Source organism: Sphingomonas crocodyli, assembly GCF_004005865.1.
GTDB lineage: Bacteria > Pseudomonadota > Alphaproteobacteria > Sphingomonadales > Sphingomonadaceae > Rhizorhabdus > Rhizorhabdus crocodyli.
The window spans coordinates 1,904,475-1,923,807 of sequence record NZ_SACN01000001.1 but is presented as its reverse complement, the minus strand read 5'-3'; the positions used below and the strand labels follow the sequence as shown (position 1 = coordinate 1,923,807).

The 19,333-nt window shown below is 64.9% G+C and carries 19 protein-coding genes and 1 tRNA gene; 7 read left to right on the top strand and 13 right to left on the bottom strand.

Features of this window, described 5'->3' with window-relative positions; genetic code table 11:
- Nucleotides 1-44: 44 nt before the first annotated feature.
- Nucleotides 45-836, bottom strand: coding sequence for an enoyl-CoA hydratase/isomerase family protein (locus EOD43_RS09240; protein ID WP_127743188.1), 792 nt, complete (start codon nt 834-836; stop codon nt 45-47).
- Between the two features lie 157 nt (nt 837-993).
- Between EOD43_RS09240 and EOD43_RS09235 the strand changes: the two genes are divergently transcribed.
- Nucleotides 994-1,926, top strand: coding sequence for a LysR family transcriptional regulator (locus tag EOD43_RS09235; protein ID WP_127743187.1), 933 nt, complete (start codon nt 994-996; stop codon nt 1,924-1,926).
- Between the two features lie 141 nt (nt 1,927-2,067).
- Here the strand turns inward: EOD43_RS09235 and EOD43_RS09230 are convergent, their stop codons facing one another.
- Complete coding sequence (locus tag EOD43_RS09230; protein WP_127743186.1) at nt 2,068-3,543, bottom strand: class I adenylate-forming enzyme family protein; 1,476 nt, start codon at nt 3,541-3,543, stop codon at nt 2,068-2,070.
- Nucleotides 3,544-3,739: 196 nt separating this feature from the next.
- Here EOD43_RS09230 and EOD43_RS09225 point away from each other — a divergent pair, with 196 nt between their 5' ends.
- The 4 genes from EOD43_RS09225 to EOD43_RS09210 are packed head-to-tail and all read left to right on the top strand — an operon-like array spanning nt 3,740 to nt 7,130.
- The gene (locus EOD43_RS09225) at nt 3,740-4,657 is read left to right on the top strand and encodes an IclR family transcriptional regulator (RefSeq protein ID WP_164857169.1); all 918 of its coding nucleotides are present in this window, start codon (nt 3,740-3,742) and stop codon (nt 4,655-4,657) included.
- A complete protein-coding gene (locus tag EOD43_RS09220) occupies nt 4,654-5,406 on the top strand; it encodes an SDR family NAD(P)-dependent oxidoreductase (RefSeq protein ID WP_127743184.1) in 753 nt (250 codons plus the stop codon). The genes EOD43_RS09225 and EOD43_RS09220 overlap by 4 nt, the downstream gene beginning before the upstream one ends.
- Before the next feature lie 18 nt (nt 5,407-5,424).
- On the top strand, nt 5,425-6,210 hold the full coding sequence (locus EOD43_RS09215) for an SDR family NAD(P)-dependent oxidoreductase (RefSeq protein WP_127743183.1): 786 nt from the start codon (nt 5,425-5,427) through the stop codon (nt 6,208-6,210).
- Between the two features lie 2 nt (nt 6,211-6,212).
- Nucleotides 6,213-7,130, top strand: coding sequence for an alpha/beta hydrolase (locus tag EOD43_RS09210; RefSeq protein WP_127743182.1), 918 nt, complete (start codon nt 6,213-6,215; stop codon nt 7,128-7,130).
- A 136-nt stretch (nt 7,131-7,266) separates the two neighbouring features.
- Here EOD43_RS09210 and EOD43_RS09205 read toward each other — a convergent pair whose 3' ends face one another.
- The 5 genes from EOD43_RS09205 to EOD43_RS09185 are packed head-to-tail and all read right to left on the bottom strand — an operon-like array spanning nt 7,267 to nt 11,447.
- Nucleotides 7,267-8,760 (bottom strand): CoA-acylating methylmalonate-semialdehyde dehydrogenase, encoded by a 1,494-nt coding sequence (locus EOD43_RS09205; RefSeq protein ID WP_127743181.1) that lies wholly within the window; start codon nt 8,758-8,760, stop codon nt 7,267-7,269.
- 16 nt (nt 8,761-8,776) lie between these two features.
- The gene (locus tag EOD43_RS09200; protein WP_127743180.1) at nt 8,777-9,202 is read right to left on the bottom strand and encodes a nuclear transport factor 2 family protein; all 426 of its coding nucleotides are present in this window, start codon (nt 9,200-9,202) and stop codon (nt 8,777-8,779) included.
- A gap of 28 nt (nt 9,203-9,230) precedes the next feature.
- The gene (locus tag EOD43_RS09195) at nt 9,231-9,461 is read right to left on the bottom strand and encodes a biotin/lipoyl-containing protein (protein WP_127743179.1); all 231 of its coding nucleotides are present in this window, start codon (nt 9,459-9,461) and stop codon (nt 9,231-9,233) included.
- A gap of 16 nt (nt 9,462-9,477) precedes the next feature.
- Nucleotides 9,478-10,458 (bottom strand): alpha-ketoacid dehydrogenase subunit beta, encoded by a 981-nt coding sequence (locus tag EOD43_RS09190; RefSeq protein WP_420822452.1) that lies wholly within the window; start codon nt 10,456-10,458, stop codon nt 9,478-9,480.
- Nucleotides 10,458-11,447: a thiamine pyrophosphate-dependent dehydrogenase E1 component subunit alpha gene (locus tag EOD43_RS09185; protein WP_127743177.1), complete on the bottom strand. Its 990-nt coding sequence runs from the start codon at nt 11,445-11,447 to the stop codon at nt 10,458-10,460. The genes EOD43_RS09190 and EOD43_RS09185 overlap by 1 nt, the downstream gene beginning before the upstream one ends.
- 236 nt (nt 11,448-11,683) lie before the next feature.
- Between EOD43_RS09185 and EOD43_RS09180 the strand changes: the two genes are divergently transcribed.
- Complete coding sequence (locus EOD43_RS09180) at nt 11,684-13,012, top strand: aromatic ring-hydroxylating oxygenase subunit alpha (protein ID WP_127743176.1); 1,329 nt, start codon at nt 11,684-11,686, stop codon at nt 13,010-13,012.
- A 155-nt stretch (nt 13,013-13,167) separates the two neighbouring features.
- On the opposite strand, the gene EOD43_RS09175 is transcribed toward EOD43_RS09180, so the two are convergent.
- Together EOD43_RS09175 and EOD43_RS23615 are read right to left on the bottom strand one after the other, a co-directional pair.
- Nucleotides 13,168-14,787, bottom strand: a complete 1,620-nt coding sequence (locus tag EOD43_RS09175) for an NAD(P)/FAD-dependent oxidoreductase (protein WP_127743175.1) — start codon at nt 14,785-14,787, stop codon at nt 13,168-13,170.
- A gap of 32 nt (nt 14,788-14,819) precedes the next feature.
- Nucleotides 14,820-14,987, bottom strand: a complete 168-nt coding sequence (locus tag EOD43_RS23615; RefSeq protein WP_164857046.1) for a hypothetical protein — start codon at nt 14,985-14,987, stop codon at nt 14,820-14,822.
- 141 nt (nt 14,988-15,128) lie between these two features.
- Here EOD43_RS23615 and EOD43_RS09170 point away from each other — a divergent pair, with 141 nt between their 5' ends.
- The gene (locus EOD43_RS09170) at nt 15,129-15,926 is read left to right on the top strand and encodes a phosphotransferase family protein (RefSeq protein ID WP_164857168.1); all 798 of its coding nucleotides are present in this window, start codon (nt 15,129-15,131) and stop codon (nt 15,924-15,926) included.
- 18 nt (nt 15,927-15,944) lie between these two features.
- Here EOD43_RS09170 and EOD43_RS09165 read toward each other — a convergent pair.
- The 4 genes from EOD43_RS09165 to aspS form a co-directional block, all read right to left on the bottom strand.
- A tRNA-Val gene (locus EOD43_RS09165) sits at nt 15,945-16,019 on the bottom strand.
- 146 nt (nt 16,020-16,165) lie between these two features.
- A complete protein-coding gene (locus EOD43_RS09160) occupies nt 16,166-16,438 on the bottom strand; it encodes an HU family DNA-binding protein (protein ID WP_127743173.1) in 273 nt (90 codons plus the stop codon).
- Between the two features lie 123 nt (nt 16,439-16,561).
- Nucleotides 16,562-17,368: a polyphosphate kinase 2 family protein gene (locus EOD43_RS09155; protein ID WP_127743172.1), complete on the bottom strand. Its 807-nt coding sequence runs from the start codon at nt 17,366-17,368 to the stop codon at nt 16,562-16,564.
- Between the two features lie 148 nt (nt 17,369-17,516).
- Nucleotides 17,517-19,295, bottom strand: a complete 1,779-nt coding sequence (gene aspS, locus EOD43_RS09150; protein WP_127743171.1) for an aspartate--tRNA ligase — start codon at nt 19,293-19,295, stop codon at nt 17,517-17,519.
- Nucleotides 19,296-19,333: the final 38 nt, after the last annotated feature.

Here is a 19,333-nt window from a genome sequence, read left to right as displayed (position 1 = left end):
GCTAGAGACGCCTGAGATCCCGGCCTCCGCCGGGATGACGGGTGTTACCGCTTCGCCAGCTTCGCCTGCATCTTCGCGAACATCTCGGCCTGCTCGTCGCCGACCTGCAGGATCGACTGGCCGAGCATTTCGATCGCGTGCGCGCGGCCCGGCGTCGCATCGGCGCACAGGTCGATCGTCACCTTCGCCATCGCGGTCATCTCCGGCGGCTTGTCGGCCAGGCTTTCGCAGAACGCCATCACCCGATCCTCAAACTCGTCGTCGGGATAGACGTCGTGGACCAGCCCGATCATCAGCGCGCGATCGGCATCGATCGGCTGATCGGCCATGATGATCCACTTCGCCCAGTGCGGGCCGACAAGGCGGGTGAAGCGGCTGACGCCACCCGACGCCGGGATCGAACCCAGCTTCGCCTCGGGGAACATATAACGTGCGCTCTTGGCCGCGAGGCGGAAGTCGCACGACAGCGACATTTCGAGGCCACCACCCACGCACGGCGCATGATGCGCGACGACGAAGGGTTTCTCGATCGACTCCATCTCATTGTAGAGCGTCTGCATCCCCGGCCCCATCGACTTGCGATACCAGTGGCGCACCTTGGTCGAGCTTTTGCCCTCGGGCACCTGCGTGCCCCCGACCAGATCGGCGCCCGCGCAGAAATAGCGGCCGGTGGAGCGGATCAGGAAAACGCGCTGATCGTCGCGCTCGGCATAGTCGCGGACCGCCTTCGTCAGCCCGTCGAAAATCTCCATGTTGAGCGCGTTGAGCTTTTCCGGGCGGTTGAGCGTGGCGCGGACGATGCCCCCGACCTGATCGATGATGAGCGCCTGCGTCATTTACTCTCTCCCGCGGCCCGATCGGCCCTACGGCCTCGCTAGCCGCCAACTTCTGTCGTTCGAAGCGACAAGGATGCAAGATGGCCATGCAAAAATCTGTCGATCCGGATCACCAAAGCGTGTATGTGGATAGGCTTACAGTATAAGAGGCGAGGACATGGCGGGAAAAATCAGTCTGGATCAGATCAATTGGGACGATCTGCGATATTTCCTCGCCGTCGCGCGCGCGGGGCGGCTGAGTGGCGGGGCGATGACGCTGCGCTGTAACCAGTCCACGGTCGCGCGCCGCATCGACCGGTTGGAGGAGACGCTCAACACCCGCCTCCTCTTCCGGTCGACCGGCGGCGTCTCGCTCACGTCGCCCGGCATGCTGCTGATGGAACATGCCGAGCGGGTCGAATCGCAGCTGCTGGGCGCGGCCGAGGCGTTCGATGGCGATGCGCAGCATCCCTCGGGCGTCGTCCGCATCGCCACCCCCGAAGCCTTCGGCTCCTTCCTGGTCGCGCGGCACATCCATCTGCTGCACGAAAGCTATCCCGACGTGCAGCTCGAACTCATCCCCAGCGCGCAGCCGGTGAGTCTGTCGAAGCGCGAGGCCGATCTGATGGTCTCGCTCCATCGCCCCGAACATGGTCGGCTGAAGGTCCGCAAGCTCGCCGACTATCGCCTCTCGCTCTACGCCTCGCGCGATTATATCGCGAAGCACGGCACGCCGACCTGCGTCGAGGATCTGCAGAAGCACCAGTTTGTCTGGTATATCGACGATCTGCTGCAATCGAACGAGTTCCGCTATCTGCGCCAGCTGGTCGACGACGCGCAGATCGCGTTCAGCAGCAGTTCGATCGTCGCACAGCATGAGGCGGTGACGAGCGGGGTCGGCATCGGCCTGATGCACCGCTTCATGGCCGCGTCAGATGATCGGCTGATCCCGCTCCTGCCCGACGTGACGATCGATCGCACCTATTGGGTGATGTACCGCACCGACCAGCAGGGCGTCTCGCGCATCCGCGCGGTCCTGTCCTTCCTCGACCGGCTGATGCAGGTCAGCCGGCCGTTGCTGGCGGGACACGAGGTCGCGGCGGCGGCCTGACTTCTAAGATCCTCCCCGACACGGGGAGGTGGCGCGCGTAGCGCGACGGAGGGGGCTGGCCACAGGCGATGCGCCCAGCCTCTTGCCCCCTCCACCGGCTTCGCCGGTCCCCCTCCCCATTCCGGGGAGGATTAAAGGAGCTTAGGCCGCCTCGAACATCCGCTTCGCCGCGCCCATGTCGATCTTGAGCGACGGGGTGCGGGGCAGCGCCTCGACCATGCGATAGTCGGTCGGGATCATCGTCTTGGGCAGCAGCGAGCGGACATGCGCGTCGAGCGAGGCCGCATCGGGCGCATCCGCCATGTCGCGCGGCTGGATGAGTGCTACCGGGACGGCGCCAAGGCGGGGCTCGGCCATGCCGACCACCGCCGACGCCGCGACCTGCGGATGGCGGTTGAGCGCTTCCATCACCTGTTCGGGCACGATCTTGAACCCGCCGCGCATGATCGCGCCGTCAAGGCGGCCGCGATGATAAAGGAAGCCGTCGGCGTCGAGCATCACCAGATCGGTCGTCTCGATATAATCCTCGCTCATCCCCGGCGCGAAGACGAGCAGGCGCCCCTCCTGCCCCGCCGGCAGATCCGCGCCCGTATCGACATCGACGACGCGCAGCTTCACGCCCGGACAAGCGCGGCCGACCGAGTCCGCCTTGCTGTTCCCGAACTCCTTGACGTGATCGGGCGTCGTGATCGTCACGATCCCGCCAAACTCGGTCGCGCCATAGCTCTGCGTCACGCAGATCGGATATTTCGCCTCGAACTCGCGCCGCAGCGCCGGATCGAGCGTCGCCGCGCCCGTATTGAGCAGCTTGAGGCTCTTGATGTCCTCATAATCGACATCGGCGTCGAGGATCATACGGAAGGCCGCGGGCGGCACGCCCAGGAATTCGGGCTTATACTGCTTCACGAACGCCACCCAGTCGGCGACGTTGAACTTGTCGACCATGATGATCGGCTGGCCGGACGCGATGGCAGGCACGATGATGTAGATGCCCGAAATGTTGCCGAGCGGGAAAAAGGAGAAAAGCGGGTTGCGCTCGGTGGCGCCGAACTCGGTTGCGATCACCATCCGCTTGAGCAGCTTTTCGTAGCTGATCTCGAAATGCTTGGGCGGGCCGGTCGTGCCGCTGGTCAGCAGCGCGACGCCCGGAATGCCATCGGCCTTGCGCTGTTCGACGCCCGGCACAGCTTTCCAGCTTTCGAGCAGTTCGACCTCAGCCCCATCGTCCGACAGCGCGATCGCCGCGCTGCCCAGATCGCGCGCCGCGCTCAGCGTCGGATCGGTCCACTGCTCGATCCCCGCGATGACGGCAGGCAGTTTCAGCTCACGCAGCTTGTTCGCGATCGCCTCGGGCGACTGATAGGCGTAGATCATCACGATCGGCCGCTGCCGCGAAAACAGCGCCACCAAAGCCGCCGCGAAGGGCGGGCGATTATGCGGGGCGAAGCCGATCGGCGCATCTTCGGGCACGCCCGCCGCCGCCAGCGCGGCATCGATCTTGTCGACGAAGGCCTTCAGCCATCCGCGGCTATACCATTTGCCATGAAACTGGATCGCGCCCTCTTCCGGGTCGCGGCTGAGCTGATCGGCGATCACCTCGGCTATCGTCGTCGCCATCTACACCTCTCCTGTCGCCCGAGCCGTTGCGCGATCAGGCTGACTTGTCCACCGCACCCCCGCGATAATGACGGGAGGCCGTTGCAATTCGGTCCTGCATATCTGCCAGAAGCCAAGGCTGGCAAGCCGCCTATATTGCAATATCGATGCGAATATCTACATTGCGACTGAGCTTCAGCCGTGCGAAGAAACGCCTATGGCTCGTCCCGCTCTCTCCGCCGCCCGCGCGCTCGAAATCATCGATTTGATGGCGGCATCGCCCAAGCAAGCCTTCACCATGTCCGAACTGGTGCAGCAGACCGGCACCAATATCGCATCGATGCACGCGATCCTCGCGGTCCTCGTACAACATGGCCACCTGACCCGCCACCCGACCCACAAGACCTATCGCCTGGCCCCGGCCCTGTTCGCGATCGGCGAGGCAATGGCGCAGCACGATCCGCTCCTCACCTCTTCGCGCGCCGCCGCCGAGGCGCTGACCGAGGCGACCGGGCAGGAAGTGGTGCTCACCGGCCGCGCCGGAGAGGACATCATCTGCCTCGCCCGCTTCGCCAGCAGCCGCACGCCGCAGTTCAGCATGCGCGTGGGCGAACGCGTGCCGCTGCGCCCGCCCCTTGGCGGCACCTTCTGCGCGTGGATGAGCGAGGAGGATATCGCCCAGTGGCTCGGCCGCCGCGGAACCGACAGCCCCGAACTCGACGCGCAGGATCGCGCCTCGCTGCAGGCGGTGCGCGAGCGCGGCTATATCGTCGTCGCCAAATCTCCGCCGCAGCAGGCGCTGGGCACCGCCTTCGCGCTGGCGGGTCGCGAAAGCGCGCTGGAGCCGCGTCAGGTCGATGCGCTGATCGCCGATCTCTATGGCGGCGGCTCCTATCAGATCCACGAAATCGATCCTGACCTGTCCTACGATCTGTCGGCCATCTCGGCGCCGATCTTCGATGCGCACGGCCAGGCGATCTACGCGCTGTCGCTGGGCGGCCACCGCGCGGCGATCAGCGGGGCGGTGGTCGAAAGCCTCGCCCGACAGGTCACCGACGCCTGCGCCGCCGTGATGCGCGAAAACGACGTCCGTATCCCCGGCGTCATGCCCGAACGGAGGATCCGGCAACGATGAGCGATTTCAGCGGCAAGATCGCACTGGTGACAGGTGCGGGCAGCGGCATCGGCCGCGAAACAGCCCTGTTTTTCGCGCGCGCAGGCGCCCGCGTCGCCTGCGCCGATATCAATCCCGACGCGCTCGACGAGACGCTCGGCTTCATCCGCCAAAAGGGTGGCGACGGCATCGCGATCCCGGCCGATCTCTCCACGCCCGAAGCGTGCGAAATGGTCGTTGCCAAGACGATCGAAGGATTGGGCGGACTTCACCACGCTTTCAACAATGCCGGGGTCGCGGGCAGCTTTGGCGATCGGCTGTGGGATGCCGACGGGATCCACCGCACGCTCTCGATCAATCTCGAGGCGGTGATCTGGGGCATGAAGCACCAGATCGCGCACATGGTTGGCAATGGCGGCGGCACGATCGTCAACACCGCGTCGATTGCCGGCATTTCCGGCAATGTCGGCACGCTCGATTATACCGCCGCCAAGCATGGCGTGGTCGGATTCAGCAAGGCGGCCGCGATGATGTACGGCCCACAGGGTGTCCGCATCAACATCGTCTGCCCCGGCCTGATCCAGACCGGCATGACGACGATCGAGGGCCGGCCGATAACCGAAGCCGGCCTCAAGAAGCTCAGCCCGGTGACGGGCCAGATGGGCGAGCCTGCCGACATCGCCGAGGCGGTGTTGTGGCTGTCATCGCCCAAATCGAAGTTCGTTTACGGCGTCGCCCTGCCGGTCGACGGCGGTTTCTCGATCAACTGAAAACAGACGGAGGGGATCATGGAAAAGCTGGAATTTCACGGCCGCGCGGCGGTCATCACCGGTGCCGGATCGGGCATCGGCCGCGCGCTTGCGCATGAGGCGGTGAGCCGCGGCATGGCGGTCGCAATCGCCGACATCAACGCCGAGGGCCTTGAGGAAACCGCCGAGGCGCTGCGCCAGCGGCAGGCCAAGGTCGTCTCGCAGGTCGTCGACGTGCGCTCGGCCGAAGCGGTCGAGGAATTCGCCAAGGCCTGCTTCGATGCCTTCCCGTCGATCGCGGCGGTTTATGCCAATGCCGGCATCATCCGCTATCAGGAGACACCCCGGCTCGATCTCGAAAAGTTCAAGTTCACGATCGACGTCAACCTCTACGGCGTCGTCCACATGCTCCACAGCTTCGTCGGTCGGATGATGGACCGTGGCGAGCCGGCACAGTTCGTCGCCACCGGATCGCAGGCGAGCTTCGTCGTCGCCCCCGAAATCGCCGCTTATGCCGCCAGCAAGCATGGCGTGTGGGCGCTGGCCGAAACGCTCAACATGGAGCTGACCGCGCAGAACTCGCCAGTCCGCGCCTCGATGCTCGCTCCGCCGCGCGTCGCGACCGGCATCGTCGCCACCACCGTCGGCCGCGTCCGCGATGCGCAGGGCGAAAAGGCGGCGGACGATTTCTTCGCCAGCCTCATGCCGCCCGAATTCGTTGCCAAGCTGACGATGGACAAGACCGAGGCGCGCGAACTCTACATCCTGCCCGACACCACCTATCAGGGCATGTTCAACGATCGCATCGCGCCGCTGGTGGCCTGATCATGGCGCTCGTTGCAGAAGAACAGGCGCTCGTCGACATGATGAGCGCCGCGCGTCCCACGCCCAAGAAGGATACGGACGCGATCGCCTATCGCAATGCGGGCCTCGCCTTCAAACTGCCGCCCTCGAATGTCGAGGTCGCGCGGGTCGAGGACTTTGCGGTGCCCGGCCCCGCCGGAGACGTGCCGGTGCGGCTCTATTCGAACGGCGGTGAGAAGACCCGCCCGGCCCTGCTCTACATGCATGGCGGCGGGTTCATCGGCGGCAATATCGGCACGCATGACGATCTGTGCCGCCGGATCGCGGTGGAAAGCGACTGGATCGTCGTCTCGATCGAATATCGCCTGTCGCCCGAGGTTCGCTTCCCCGGCGCACTGGAGGATTGCTATGCGGTCCTCAAATGGGCGTCGGAAAGCCCCAAGGGCATCGACGGATCGACCCTGGCGGTCGGCGGCGACAGCGCAGGCGGCAACCTGACCGGCGCGATCACCCTGCTGGCGCGCGAGCGCGGTGGCCCGAAGATCGCGCACCAGTTGCTCCTCTATCCGATGCTCGACGCGGCCTGCGTCGGTTCGTCCTATGAGGAGAACGCCACCGGCTACTTCCTGACGAGCGAAGCCTGCCGCTGGTATTGGGAGCAATATGCCGAACCCGGCTTCGACCGTACCGCGCCGCTCATGTCGCCGCTCAAGGTCGACGATGTGGCGGGCCTGCCGCCCGCGACGGTCATCACCGCCGATCACGATCCGCTGCGCGACGACGGCATCCGCTATGCCGAGCGGCTGCGTCAGGCTGGCGTGCCGGTGGAGGCGACCAACATGGTCGGCAGCTTCCACGGCTTCCTGAGCTTCCCGCAGCTTGCGAGCGCGCAGCGCGGCGTGAAGCTGATCGCCGATGCGCTGAAGAAGGCTGCGGCCTGAAAAGATCCTCCCCCGGCGGGGGAGGTGGCAGTCCGTAGGACTGACGGAGGGGTATTCGCCGCAAGCAGTTCGCTGCCGGCCAATACCCCTCCACCGGCTACGCCGGTCCCCCTCCCCCTCCGGGGGAGGATTTAGATTACCCCATCGTCGGGATCACGAACGCGCTATCGCCGGCGCCGCCATCGGGCCAACGCTGCGTCACCGTCTTCACCTTCGTGTAGAAACGGATGCCCTCTACGCCGTGCTGGTTTACGTCGCCGAACGCCGAACGCTTCCACCCGCCGAAGCTGTGATAGGCGACCGGCACCGGGATCGGCACGTTGATGCCGACCATGCCGACATTCACCCGCGCCGCGAATTCGCGCGCCGCATGGCCATTACGCGTGAAGATCGCGACGCCGTTGCCGTACTGGTGCTGGCTGGGCAGCGCGAGCGCCTCTTCGAAATTCTTTGCGCGCACCATCTGCAGGACGGGGCCGAAGATTTCCTCCTGATAGGTGCGCATCTCGGTCGTCACGCGATCGAACAGCGTCGGGCCGACGAAGAAGCCGTCCTCATGCCCCTGCAGCTTGAAGCCGCGCCCGTCGATGACGAGTTCGGCGCCTTCGTCGACGCCCATCTGGATGTAATTTTCGATCTTCGCCTTGTGCGCGGCGGTCACGACCGGGCCATAATGTGCGTCCTTGTCGGTCGATACGCCCACGCGCAGCGCCTCGATCGCGGGGATCAGCTTTGCACGCAGCTTGTCGGCGGTGTCGTCGCCCACCGGCACGACGACCGGCAGCGCCATGCAGCGTTCGCCCGCCGAACCGAAGGCCGCGCCGCACAGATCCGCGACCACCTGATCCATATCCGCATCGGGCATGACGATGCCGTGATTCTTGGCGCCGCCCATCGCCTGGACGCGCTTTCCGGCGGCGACGCCGCGATTATAGACGTAGTGCGCGATGTCGGACGAACCGACGAAGCTGATCGCGCCGATCGCCGGATGATCGAGGATCGCGTCGACCATCTCCTTGTCGCCGTGGACGACCTGGAAAATGCCGTCGGGCAGCCCCGCTTCCTTCCACAATTCGGCGATGCGCACCGGCACCGAAGGATCGCGCTCGGACGGCTTCAGGATGAAGGCGTTGCCGGTCACGATCGCCGGGCCGCACATCCACAAGGGGATCATCGCCGGGAAGTTGAACGGGGTGATGCCCGCCGCGATGCCGATCGGCTGGCGCATCGAATAGACGTCGATCCCCGGCCCCGCGCCGATCGAGAATTCGCCCTTCATCAGGTGCGGCGCCCCCGCGCAAAACTCGATCACCTCAAGCCCGCGCTGGATGTCGCCCTTCGAATCCGCGATCACCTTGCCGTGTTCGGACGAGAGGAGGCGCGCCAGCTCCTCCATATTCGCTTCGATCAGTTCCTTGAACCGGAACATCACGCGCGCGCGCCGTTGCGGGTTGGTCGTCGCCCAGGCGGGCTGCGCCGCCGCGGCCGCCGCGACCGCCTTGTCGAGGTCTGCGGCCGTCCCCAGGACGACCCGCGCCTGTATCGATCCGCTGTTGGGATCGAATACATCGCCAAAGCGGGCAGCCTCGGCAGCCGTGCCGGTGCCGAAATAATGCGGGATCGTCTTCATTGTCTGGGCTTTCAGATTATTGAGCCACCTGCAGCGGCGGCGCGAACAGTTCGACATTGTTCTCGCGGATCAGCCAGCCGTCCCCATCGCGGACGAGGGTCATGCGGCAGATCGCGAAGGTGAAGTTTCCGGGCGTGTCGTCCCAGCGCGAAACATAATTATAATAGCGCGCATGCACGATGTCGCGGGTGCCATCCGCATAATCGGCATGCAAGTTTGCCGCGATGTGGCGCAGGCGGCCTTTCAGCTGCTCGTAGGTGCTGGTGCTGACGAAGGACAGCGCCGCACGGCCCTTGATCGGCTCGGGCGTGACGCCGATGAAGACGCCTTCCGGCTCCCACAGCGCCGCCCATTCCTCGCCCATGCCTTCGTCGACGAACCAGCAATAGCGGCCCAGATGGTCGCTGATCGCAACCCAGTCATCGGTCGTGACCTTGGTCATCTTCTATCCTCTCCGAAAGACAACAGTCTCAGTCGATCCGTCCAATGATCGTGCCGACGTCCAGCTCCTCGCCGACCGGCGCGATGATCGTCAGCTTGCCCGATGCGGGCGCCTCGACCTCGTTGGTGGCCTTGTCGGCCTCCAGCAGGAACAAGGGCTCGCCTTCCTTGACCTCGCCACCGTCGGCGACCAGCCATTCGGTGACGGTGCCGGCCTGCATCGAGAAACCCAGCTTGGGCAGAACGACGTCGGTGCTCATTATATCTCCCTCGCGCTCACTTGCGCTCTAGCGTGCGGCGAATGGCCGCCTCGATCTTGTCCTGGCTCCACATGAAGTTCTGCTCCAACGGGGCCGAGTAAGGAACGATGGTGTTCATCGATCCGACGCGCTGGACGGGCGCCTTGAGCGTATCGAACAGCTCCTCGTGGATCCGCGAGGAGATTTCCGCGCCCACGCCGAATTGGACGACCGCTTCGTGCAGCGTCACCGCGCGCTTGGTCTTGGCGACCGACTTGAACACGGTCTCCTGATCCCACGGCATCACCGTACGCAGATCGACCACCTCGACCGAGATCCCCTCGGCGGCCAGCTTTTCCGCGACCGCGAGCGCGTCGAGGATCGGGCGGCCATAGCCGATGATCGAGACGTCGGTGCCCTCGCGCGAGACCTTCGCCTTGCCCAGCGGTGCCTCATAATCGGCGGGCACCTCGCCCTTCATGAACTGGATGTAGGTCGTCTCGACGAAGATGCAGGGATCGTCGTCGAAGATGCAGCTCTTGAGCAGCGCTTTCTGATCCGCCGCATTGCTCGGCACGACCACCTTCAGGCCGGGAACGTGCGCCAGCCACGCCTCGTACATGTCCGAATGCTGCCCGCCAGCACCAATGCCCGCGCCGGACATCGTGCGGATCGTCAGCGGCACCGCCGTCTTGCCGCCCGACATGAAGCGCGTCTTGGCGGCATGATTGACGATCATGTCCATCGCGACGGTGATGAAGTTCATCAGCATGATCTCGGCCACCGGCCGCATGCCCGCGATGGCGGCGCCCACCGCCGCACCCGCAATCGCCTGTTCGGAAATCGGGGTGGAACGGACGCGCGAACCGTACTTGGTCGAAAGGCCCGCGGTGGAGCCCATGATGCCGCCGCCTTCGGGATCGGCAACATCCTCACCGAAGACCAATACGGTCGGATCGGCGGCCATCGCCTCATCGAGCGCCTGCTGGGTCGCCTGGCTCAGGGTAATCTCGGCCATCATGCGTTCTCCAGCACGTGCGCGTAAACGTCGGACAGGTTTTCCGCGACGTCGGGATAAGGCGATTCCTGCGCGAAGGTGACCGCTTCGGCGATCTCGGTCGCCGCATCGGCGTCGATCTTGGCGACCTCGTCCTCGGTCGCGATGCCGCGTTCGATCAGCAGCGCGCGCAATTTGGGGACGGGATCGTTGGCCTTCGCCTCGGCCATCATCTCCTTGGGGATGTAGCTCGAAGGGTCGCCGTAATTATGCCCTTCGAAGCGGAAGGTGCGCGCTTCGATCAGGGTCGGCCCCTCGCCGTCACGCGCACGATCGACCGCTTCACGCGCGGCCGCATACATCGCCTCGGGATCGTTGCCGTCGACCAGAATGCCCGGCATCGCATAGCCCTTGGCGCGATCGACGATATTGCCCGCGGTGCACAGTTCGGTCGCAGTATGTTCGGCGAACAGGTTGTTCTGGCACAGGAAAACGACCGGCAGCTTCCACAAAGACGCCAGGTTCATGCTCTCATGGAACGATCCGATATTGGTCGCGCCGTCGCCGAAATTGGTGACGGTGACGCGCCCGTCCTTGCGCTCCTGCGATGCGAGGGCGAGGCCGTTGGCGATCGGCATGCCCGATCCGACGATACCCGTCGTCACCATCACGCCCGCTTCGGGGTGGGTGATGTGCATGCAGCCGCCCTTGCCCTTGCACGATCCGTCGACCTTGCCGAAATATTCGGCCATCAGCGCCTTCAGCGGCACGCCCTTGGCCAGATGATCGTGCAGGCCGCGATAGATGGTCACGACATAATCGTCGGGCTGCAGCGTGGCGGCCATCGCCGCGGCGACGATCTCCTGACCGCGCGGCGAATAATAGTTCGCCTGCAGGCGGCCACGGCGCAGCAGTCCGCGGATGCTCTCGTCGGTCTGCTTGATGAGTGTGCTCGTCCGGTAGATCTTGATCAGCTCTTCCGGTCCGGCGGCGGCATTTGGCCTTGTCACGGCATCCTCCTTGTTCGCGCCGCCGTCTTAGGCGGCTTTCCCTATCCCGGCGAGGCGGTGGACGGTGTCGGATCGGCACCGCACGCGCCAAACGATCTTGCATAAATGCGTGTAAGCGTCGCGCGTCCTACCCTTTATTGTAGGGATGTCGAAAAATGCACGGCACGCATGGCATTATTCCGGGCAGGGAGCTATGATGGCGCCAAAAGGGGCAGCAACCCATCCAGGAGCGGACGATGAACGAACTGACGGGCGGGATCAAAGCGGACATATTCATTCCGGCATCGGAGTATCGCGATCCGGAGCAGGATCGCCGCGAAGCCGAGCTTTTGTGGCCGCGCACCTGGCAGATGGCCTGCCGCGAAAGCGACCTGAAGGCGAAGGGCGACTATGTCGTCTATGATATCCTCGACGAATCGATCCTGGTCATCCGCACCGGCGATGGCGCCGACGACATCCACGCGATGTACAATGTCTGCCAGCATCGCGGTCGCAAGCTGACCGAGCGGACCAAGGGCAAGTTCGGCAACGACATCGCCTGCCGCTTCCACGGTTGGCGTTTCGGCCTGACCGGCGAGCTGAAGCACGTCCCCTTCGAAACCGACTGGGACGGCTGCGCCGCCTTCAACAAGGCCGAACTGACGATCCCCGCGGTGCAGGTCGCGCGCTGGGGCGGCTGGGTCTGGATCAACCAGGATGCGAACGCGATCCCGCTCGCCGAATGGCTCAAGGACGTGTCACCGGTCCTCGAACCCTTCGATCTCGCCGCGATGCGCCCGCTCTGGTGGAAGACGATCATCGCCGATGTGAACTGGAAGATCATCGTCGAGGCGTTTTGCGAGGGCTATCACAGCGGCGAGACCCACATCAGCGGGATCAACTATCGCGAAGCGCCGATGCCGACCCAGATCGTCGGCGAACATGGCATGTTCTACAACGCGCCCGCCCCCTTCACCGAATACAAGACCGAAAAGGGCAGCTGGACGACGCCCAAGACCTTCGTCGAGCATTTCTGGGCGAACCAGAAGCACCTCTTCACCACGCTCGGCGCGATCACGCTGGAGCCGGGGATGAAGGCGACCGAGCGCCTGCTCGACCTGCCCGACGATACGCCCCCCGAACAGACGCTGGCTTTGTTCTTCGATTACCAGCTCGACGAACTCGCCAAGCGCGGCGTCACCCTGCCCTCCAGCATGAACATGGAGAAGTGGTTCGCGGCGGGCACCGACTGGCACATCTTCCCGAACAGCATCTTCCTGCCCTCGCTCGACGGCGCGCTCTGGTATCGCATCCGTCCGGGCAAGCATCATGATCAGGCGGTGTTCGATATCTGGTCGTTCGGCCGCTTCGCGCCGGGCGCGGAGCCGGTGGTCGAACAGGAAATCTACCACGGCTTCGAAGCCTTCAAGGGCAATTGCGAGTTTCTGGAGGAAGACTTCCTCAACATGGAGGCGGTCAACCAGGGCGTGAAATCGCGCGGCTTCAAGGGCGCGGTGACGAACCCGGTGCAGGAAGGCACCGTCGCCCACTTCCACCGCAAGCTCAGGGAGTGGTGCGGGGCGTAAAAACCCTCTCCCTGCAGGGGAGAGGGGGGACCGCCGGCGAAGCCGGTGGTGGGTGAGGGCACACCTTCACCGGCGCCAGCCATCATTGGAAAGCGTGCCCTCACCCTCCCGCCGCTTCGCGGCTCCTTCCCTCTCCCTGAACGGGAGAGGGACAGTCAGGCGGCCACCATGCTCAGCGCCATCGCCTCCGCCACCTTGATCCCATCGATCGCCGCCGAGAGGATGCCGCCCGCATAGCCCGCGCCCTCGCCCGCCGGATACAGGCCGACGGTGTTGACGCTCACGAAGTCCGCCCCGCGCCGGATCCGCACCGGGGACGAGGTCCGCGTCTCCACCCCCGTCATCACCGCATCGGGATCGTCATAGCGCGGCAATTGCCGCCCGAAGACGGGAAGCGCCTCGCGCAGCGCATCGATCGCATAATCGGGCAGGCAGGCGGAGAGGTCGGTCGGCGCCACCCCCGGCTTGTAGGAGGGAGTCACCTCCCCCATCGCAGTCGATGCGCGCTTCGCCAGGAAATCGCCCACGCGCTGACCCGGCGCATGATAGGTGGAACCGCCTGCGACGAATGCGGCCTCCTCCCATTTCCTCTGAAACGCGATTCCAGCGAGCGGATGGCCCGGATAATCCTTGTCCGGATCGATCGCGACCACGAGACCGGAGTTGGCGTTGAACTCCTGCCGCGAATATTGGCTCATCCCGTTGGTGACGACGCGCCCCGGCTCGGACGCCGCCGCGACCACGCGCCCGCCCGGACACATGCAGAAGCTGTACACCGTCCGCCCGTTCGAACAGTGGTGCGACAGCGCATAGGCCGCCGCGCCCAGATCGGGATGCCCCGCGCAATTGCCGTAGCGCGCGCGATCGATCCAGCTTTGCGGATGCTCGATCCGCACCCCGATCGAAAAGGGCTTCGCCTCGATATGCACGCCCCGGTCGTAGAGCATGTGGAAGGTGTCGCGCGCACTGTGGCCAACGGCGAGGACGACATGATCGGCCTCCAGAAACTCACCCGTCGACAGGTGCAGCCCGCGCACCCGGCGCTCTCCGCCACTCTCCTCGATCTCAATATCCTCGACGCGATGCTGCCAGCGATATTCGCCACCCAGTTCCTCGATCGTCGCGCGCATATTCTCGACCATCGAAACGAGCCGGAAGGTGCCGATATGCGGATGCGCTTCGGTCAAAATATCCTCGGGTGCGCCGGCCTTGACGAACTCGGTCAGCACCTTGCGGCCTAAATGGCGCGAATCCTTGATCCGGCAATAGAGCTTGCCGTCGGAAAACGTCCCCGCCCCGCCCTCGCCATATTGCACGTTGCTTTCGGGGTTCAGCTCCGATCGGCGCCACAGCCCCCAGGTGTCCTTGGTCCGCTGCCGCACGACCTTGCCGCGATCGAGGATGATCGGGCGAAAGCCCATCTGCGCCAGGATCAGCCCCGCAAACAGCCCGCACGGCCCCGCCCCGATCACCACCGGGCGCGGACGCGTCGGCATGGCGGGCGCCTGCGCGACGAAGCGATAGCCGGTATCGGGCGTCGGCCGCACATTGGGATCGCCCGCAAAGCGCGCCAGCACCGCCGCCTCGTCGCGCAACTCCACGTCGACCGAATAGACCAGCAGGATAGCGCTGCGCTTGCGCGCATCATTGCCGCGCCGCGCGATGCTGTGCGCGATCAGGTCGCCGGGTTCGATCCCCAGCCGCGCGACGATCGCGGGGGCGATCGCGTCGGGCGCGTGATCGAGGGGCAGTTTCAGTTCGGACAGGCGGATCATCGCCGCCCTTTAGCGATTGACCGGCGTCGGCGCTACAAGCTGGAAATCAGGACATTGGCGAACATCACCGCCGCCGCGATCAGCATCAGCACCCCGCGCTTCATGTCGCGCTGCTTGGCGATCGTCCACACGCCGCCCGCACCCAGCAGCACCGTCGCCAGCATCAGCAGCGACAGGATCAGCGGCGCGATCGACGACATTGCACTTTCCTCCCCGAAATGGAGGGAGCGGCTTGGTGGCCGTTCATGCTTCTGTCAATCACTGCAAACTAAGGGTAGATGACATTGACAAGCGCCCTGCGACTACACAATTCGGGCCATATAGAACAAACGGATGCATGCGTGCTCGATCCTGAAGTGAATGTTCTGATCGGCAGCGGCGAGAGCGCCGAAGTCTATCGAATGGCGGGCGGCAGCGTCGTGAAGCTGTTCCGCGACGGATTTTCCAGCGACCTGATGAAGCGCGAATATGATGCGGCCGATCTGGCGGCGCAGATGGGCCTGCGCGTCGCGCGTCCACTGGGCTGGCAGACGCTTCAGGGCCGCACCGGGATCATCTTCGAAGATCTGCCGAGCCGCGACATGCACTCGATGCTGCGCCTGCGCCCGCTCACGCTGATCCGCGGCATCCAGCGGCTCGCCGATTATCAGGCGCGTATGCACCGCGTCGAAGCAGGCCTCCCGCTCCATTTTCAGCGCACGTTGCTTGAGCACCGGATCGAGACGGCGGATGTGCCTGATGCATGGCGTAAGGCCGCCCTCGCCCGACTAGCCGCCCTGCCCGATGGCGATCGCCTGTGTCATGGCGATCTGCATCCCGGCAACGCGATCGAAACCGACGAAGGGCTGGCGGTGATCGACTGGCTCAACGCCTGCACCGGTCATCCGGCCGCCGATGCCGCGCGCACCGAACTTCTGCTGCGCTATAGCGGCCACGGCCCGCTGGTCCGGCGGGCGGCAATCTTCCGTATCCCGCGCAACACGGCCGCCTGGCTCTACACCCGCTTCTACACGCGCGCCTCGGGCGTCAGCGCGGCGGACATCGCCGCATGGCGCCTGCCGGTCGCCGTCGCATGGCTGCAACCGCGCAGCAGCGCCAACGTGCCGTTGCTGCACGCCGCGATCGAACGCTGGCTCTAACTTTTCCGAGGATCAGAGTGGTGGGCGCAGCAGGGATTGAACCTGCGACCCCACCCGTGTGAAGGGTGTGCTCTACCGCTGAGCTATGCGCCCACTCTGAAGGGCCTGCTGGCTCCCAAGGCGCCGTGGCAGGGCGCACCCCCTAAGGCGCGTCACGGTCGCTGTCCAGCCAAAAACACGATCGGCGGACAGGAATGCGAAGGCGGCCAAAGGGAGTGCCGCCTCCGCTCCCGAAAGACTTAGTTGACCGCGTCCTTCAGCGTCTTGCCCGCGCGGAACTTGGGCTGGTTCGACGATCCGATGTCCATCGGTTCGCCGGTGCGCGGATTGCGGCCGGTCGACGCCTTGCGCTGATTCACCGAAAATGTGCCAAATCCGACCAGTCGAACCTCGTCGCCGCCCTTCAGCACGCGAACGATCGAATCGAACACCGCTTCGACGGCCTTGCCGGCATCATTGCGGGTCAGACCGGTGACATCGGAAACTTTACCGATAAGCTCTTGCTTGTTCATCATTTTATCCTCTGCCCGTGTTGTTGGGCCGCGCCTGGCGACGTCTTGCCCCCTTGATCGGCGTGATGAGCGCCGTCGATCACGATGCTGCAACAAAGGAATGCGGTCCGCAAGAAGCGAAGGTTAGTCGGCTTCCGGCTTTTTTTCGCTGTTTAGTTGGGCTCGCGCATAGCGCAGGAAGTCCTCGTCCATCGGCGGTGGCTCGGACGGGACGGTGCGTTCCAGATGTTCGGCGACGATGCGCAGCACGGTCAGCCGCGCGGCCTTCTTGTCGTTGCCGTCGACGATATGCCACGGCGCCCAGCGCGTGTTGGTTTCGGCGAACATGTCGCGCATCGCCGCCAGATAATCGTCGCGCCGCGCCCGGTTGCGGAAATCGTCGCGGTTGATCTTCCAACGCTTCCACCGGTTCTCCAGCCGCTCGCGCAGCCGCTCGTCCTGCACGTCGGCGCGGACGTGGACGAAGATCTTGATCGTCAGGACGCCGTCGGCGCGCTGCTGCGCCTCGAACTCGTTGATCTCGTCGAAGCCCCGCCGGCGCAGATTGGCATCGATATAGCCCTCGACCCACTCGACGAGGACGCGGCCATACCAGCTGCGATCGAACACCGCGATCTCGCCGGGCGCGGGCAAAGCCTTCCAGAAGCGCCACAGGAAATGCCGCTGCTTCTCCTCGAAGCTCGGCGCCGCGATCGGCCAGACCTCGTAATGGCGCGGATCCCAAGGGGCGGTGAGCCGCTGGATCGCGCCGCCCTTCCCCGCCGCATCCCAGCCTTCGAAGACGATCATCGTCTTGCGCTGGGCCAGCTTGTGCGCGACGCCCAGCTTGGCCAGCCGGTCCTGCAGCTTCTTCAGTTCGGCGTCATAGTCGCCGTCGAAGGGCGCACCTTCCTCATAATCGCTGAGATCGAGAGATCGCGCCTTCGCCATACAGCGTGCCTAGCGCAATCGATCGAGTGCCGGGGGCGCGAAGCAAGGTAAACGCCGCGGCCACCCTGTATCGGAACGGCACAGTTCCAACCTTAATCCTCCCCCGCCAAGGGGAGGATCAGAGAAAGATGAGGGAGAGCGCCCCGCCTCAGGGCTTCGGCCCGTCCACCACGCGAATGCTGAGTTCGCGCAGCTGTTTGGCCGAAACCGGCGCGGGCGCGCCCATCATCAGATCCTCGGCCTTCTGGTTCATCGGGAACAGAACGACCTCGCGGATATTCGGTTCATCGGCGAGCAGCATGACGATGCGATCGATGCCCGGCGCCGAACCGCCGTGCGGCGGCGCGCCATATTTGAAGGCGTTGATCATGCCCGGGAAGTTCGCATCGACCTCCTCGGCGGTATAACCCGCAATCTCGAACGCCTTGTACATGACGTCGAGCTTGTGGTTCCGGATCGCACCCGACGACAGCTCCACACCGTTGCAGACGATGTCGTACTGATAGGCGAGGATATCGAGCGGATCCTTGGTCTCCAGCGCCTCAAGCTCGCCCTGCGGCATCGAGAAGGGGTTGTGGCTGAAGTCGATCTTCTTTGCGTCCTCGTCATATTCGAACATCGGGAAGTCGACGACCCAGCAGAACTTGAACTCGCCCTGCTCGATCAGGTCCAGCGTCTCGCCGACGCGGGTGCGCGCGAGGCCGGCGAGCTTGGCGGCCTGCCCTTCCTTGCCCGCCGCGAAGAACACGCCGTCATTCGGGCCGAGGCCCAGTTCGGCGATCAGCTTGGCGGTGCCATCGGGGCCGTGGTTCTTGGCGATCGGGCCGCCGGCCTCCCCATCCTTGATATTGATATAGCCAAGGCCGGCATAGCCCTGCGCGCGCGCCCATTCGTTCGCGTCGTCGAAGAATTTGCGGCTGCCCGCGCCCGCGCCCGGCGCCGGGATCGCGCGGATCACGCCGCCGCCCTCGACGATCTTCGCGAACAGGCCGAAGCCCGATCCGACGAAGTGGCTGGTGACGTCGGTGATCTGCAGCGGGTTGCGCAGGTCGGGCTTGTCCGAACCGTAACGCAGCATCGCGTCGCGATAGGCGATGCGCGGGAACGGCGCCTGCGTCACCTTCTTGCCGTCCGAGAATTCCTCGAACACGCCCTGCAGCACCGGCTCGAGCGCCGCGAACACGTCGTCCTGCGTCACGAAGCTCATTTCGAGGTCGAGCTGGTAGAATTCGCCCGGCGAACGATCGGCGCGCGCATCTTCGTCGCGGAAGCAGGGCGCGATCTGGAAATAGCGATCGAAGCCCGCGACCATCAGCAGCTGCTTGAACATCTGCGGCGCCTGCGGCAGCGCGTAGAACTTGCCGGGGTGGACGCGGCTGGGAACCAGATAGTCGCGCGCGCCTTCGGGGCTCGACGCCGTCAGGATCGGCGTCTGATATTCGGTGAAGCCCTGCCCGATCATCCGCTCGCGGATCGAACGGATCACGTTGGACCGCAGCACGATATTCTTGTGGATGCGTTCGCGGCGCAGATCGAGGAAGCGATAGCGCAGGCGGATATCTTCGGGATAGTCGGCCTCGGCCGCGACCGGCAGCGGCAGTTCCTGCGCCGCCGACTGGATCGTCACTTCGCGCGCGCGCACTTCGATTTCGCCGGTCGCGAGGTTCGGGTTCACCGCCTCGGCCGAACGCGCCACCACGTCGCCCGCGATCGTCACCACCGATTCCACGCGCAGCCGCTCCAGCGCCTTGAACGCGGGCGCATCGATGTCGGTCACGATCTGGGTGATGCCGTGATGGTCGCGCAGATCGACGAACAGCAGGTTGCCATGATCGCGCTTGCGGTGGACCCAGCCCGAGATACGGACCTGCGAACCGACTTCGGCGGCGCGAAGCTGGGCGCAATGATGGGTGCGATAGGCGTGCATGGTCTGCTTTCAACTTTTTGGTGAATTGTGAAGGGCTG

What these genes read in the sequence shown, in the direction of transcription:
- EOD43_RS09240 (WP_127743188.1), bottom strand. Translation starts at nt 836, where the DNA reads ATGACGCAGGCGCTCATCATCGATCAGGTCGGGGGCATCGTCCGCGCC.
- EOD43_RS09235 (WP_127743187.1), top strand. Translation starts at nt 994, where the DNA reads ATGGCGGGAAAAATCAGTCTGGATCAGATCAATTGGGACGATCTGCGA.
- EOD43_RS09230 (WP_127743186.1), bottom strand. Translation starts at nt 3,543, where the DNA reads ATGGCGACGACGATAGCCGAGGTGATCGCCGATCAGCTCAGCCGCGAC.
- EOD43_RS09225 (WP_164857169.1), top strand. Translation starts at nt 3,740, where the DNA reads ATGGCTCGTCCCGCTCTCTCCGCCGCCCGCGCGCTCGAAATCATCGAT.
- EOD43_RS09220 (WP_127743184.1), top strand. Translation starts at nt 4,654, where the DNA reads ATGAGCGATTTCAGCGGCAAGATCGCACTGGTGACAGGTGCGGGCAGC.
- EOD43_RS09215 (WP_127743183.1), top strand. Translation starts at nt 5,425, where the DNA reads ATGGAAAAGCTGGAATTTCACGGCCGCGCGGCGGTCATCACCGGTGCC.
- EOD43_RS09210 (WP_127743182.1), top strand. Translation starts at nt 6,213, where the DNA reads ATGGCGCTCGTTGCAGAAGAACAGGCGCTCGTCGACATGATGAGCGCC.
- EOD43_RS09205 (WP_127743181.1), bottom strand. Translation starts at nt 8,760, where the DNA reads ATGAAGACGATCCCGCATTATTTCGGCACCGGCACGGCTGCCGAGGCT.
- EOD43_RS09200 (WP_127743180.1), bottom strand. Translation starts at nt 9,202, where the DNA reads ATGACCAAGGTCACGACCGATGACTGGGTTGCGATCAGCGACCATCTG.
- EOD43_RS09195 (WP_127743179.1), bottom strand. Translation starts at nt 9,461, where the DNA reads ATGAGCACCGACGTCGTTCTGCCCAAGCTGGGTTTCTCGATGCAGGCC.
- EOD43_RS09190 (WP_420822452.1), bottom strand. Translation starts at nt 10,458, where the DNA reads ATGGCCGAGATTACCCTGAGCCAGGCGACCCAGCAGGCGCTCGATGAG.
- EOD43_RS09180 (WP_127743176.1), top strand. Translation starts at nt 11,684, where the DNA reads ATGAACGAACTGACGGGCGGGATCAAAGCGGACATATTCATTCCGGCA.
- EOD43_RS09175 (WP_127743175.1), bottom strand. Translation starts at nt 14,787, where the DNA reads ATGATCCGCCTGTCCGAACTGAAACTGCCCCTCGATCACGCGCCCGAC.
- EOD43_RS23615 (WP_164857046.1), bottom strand. Translation starts at nt 14,987, where the DNA reads ATGTCGTCGATCGCGCCGCTGATCCTGTCGCTGCTGATGCTGGCGACG.
- EOD43_RS09160 (WP_127743173.1), bottom strand. Translation starts at nt 16,438, where the DNA reads ATGAACAAGCAAGAGCTTATCGGTAAAGTTTCCGATGTCACCGGTCTG.
- EOD43_RS09155 (WP_127743172.1), bottom strand. Translation starts at nt 17,368, where the DNA reads ATGGCGAAGGCGCGATCTCTCGATCTCAGCGATTATGAGGAAGGTGCG.
- aspS (WP_127743171.1), bottom strand. Translation starts at nt 19,295, where the DNA reads ATGCACGCCTATCGCACCCATCATTGCGCCCAGCTTCGCGCCGCCGAA.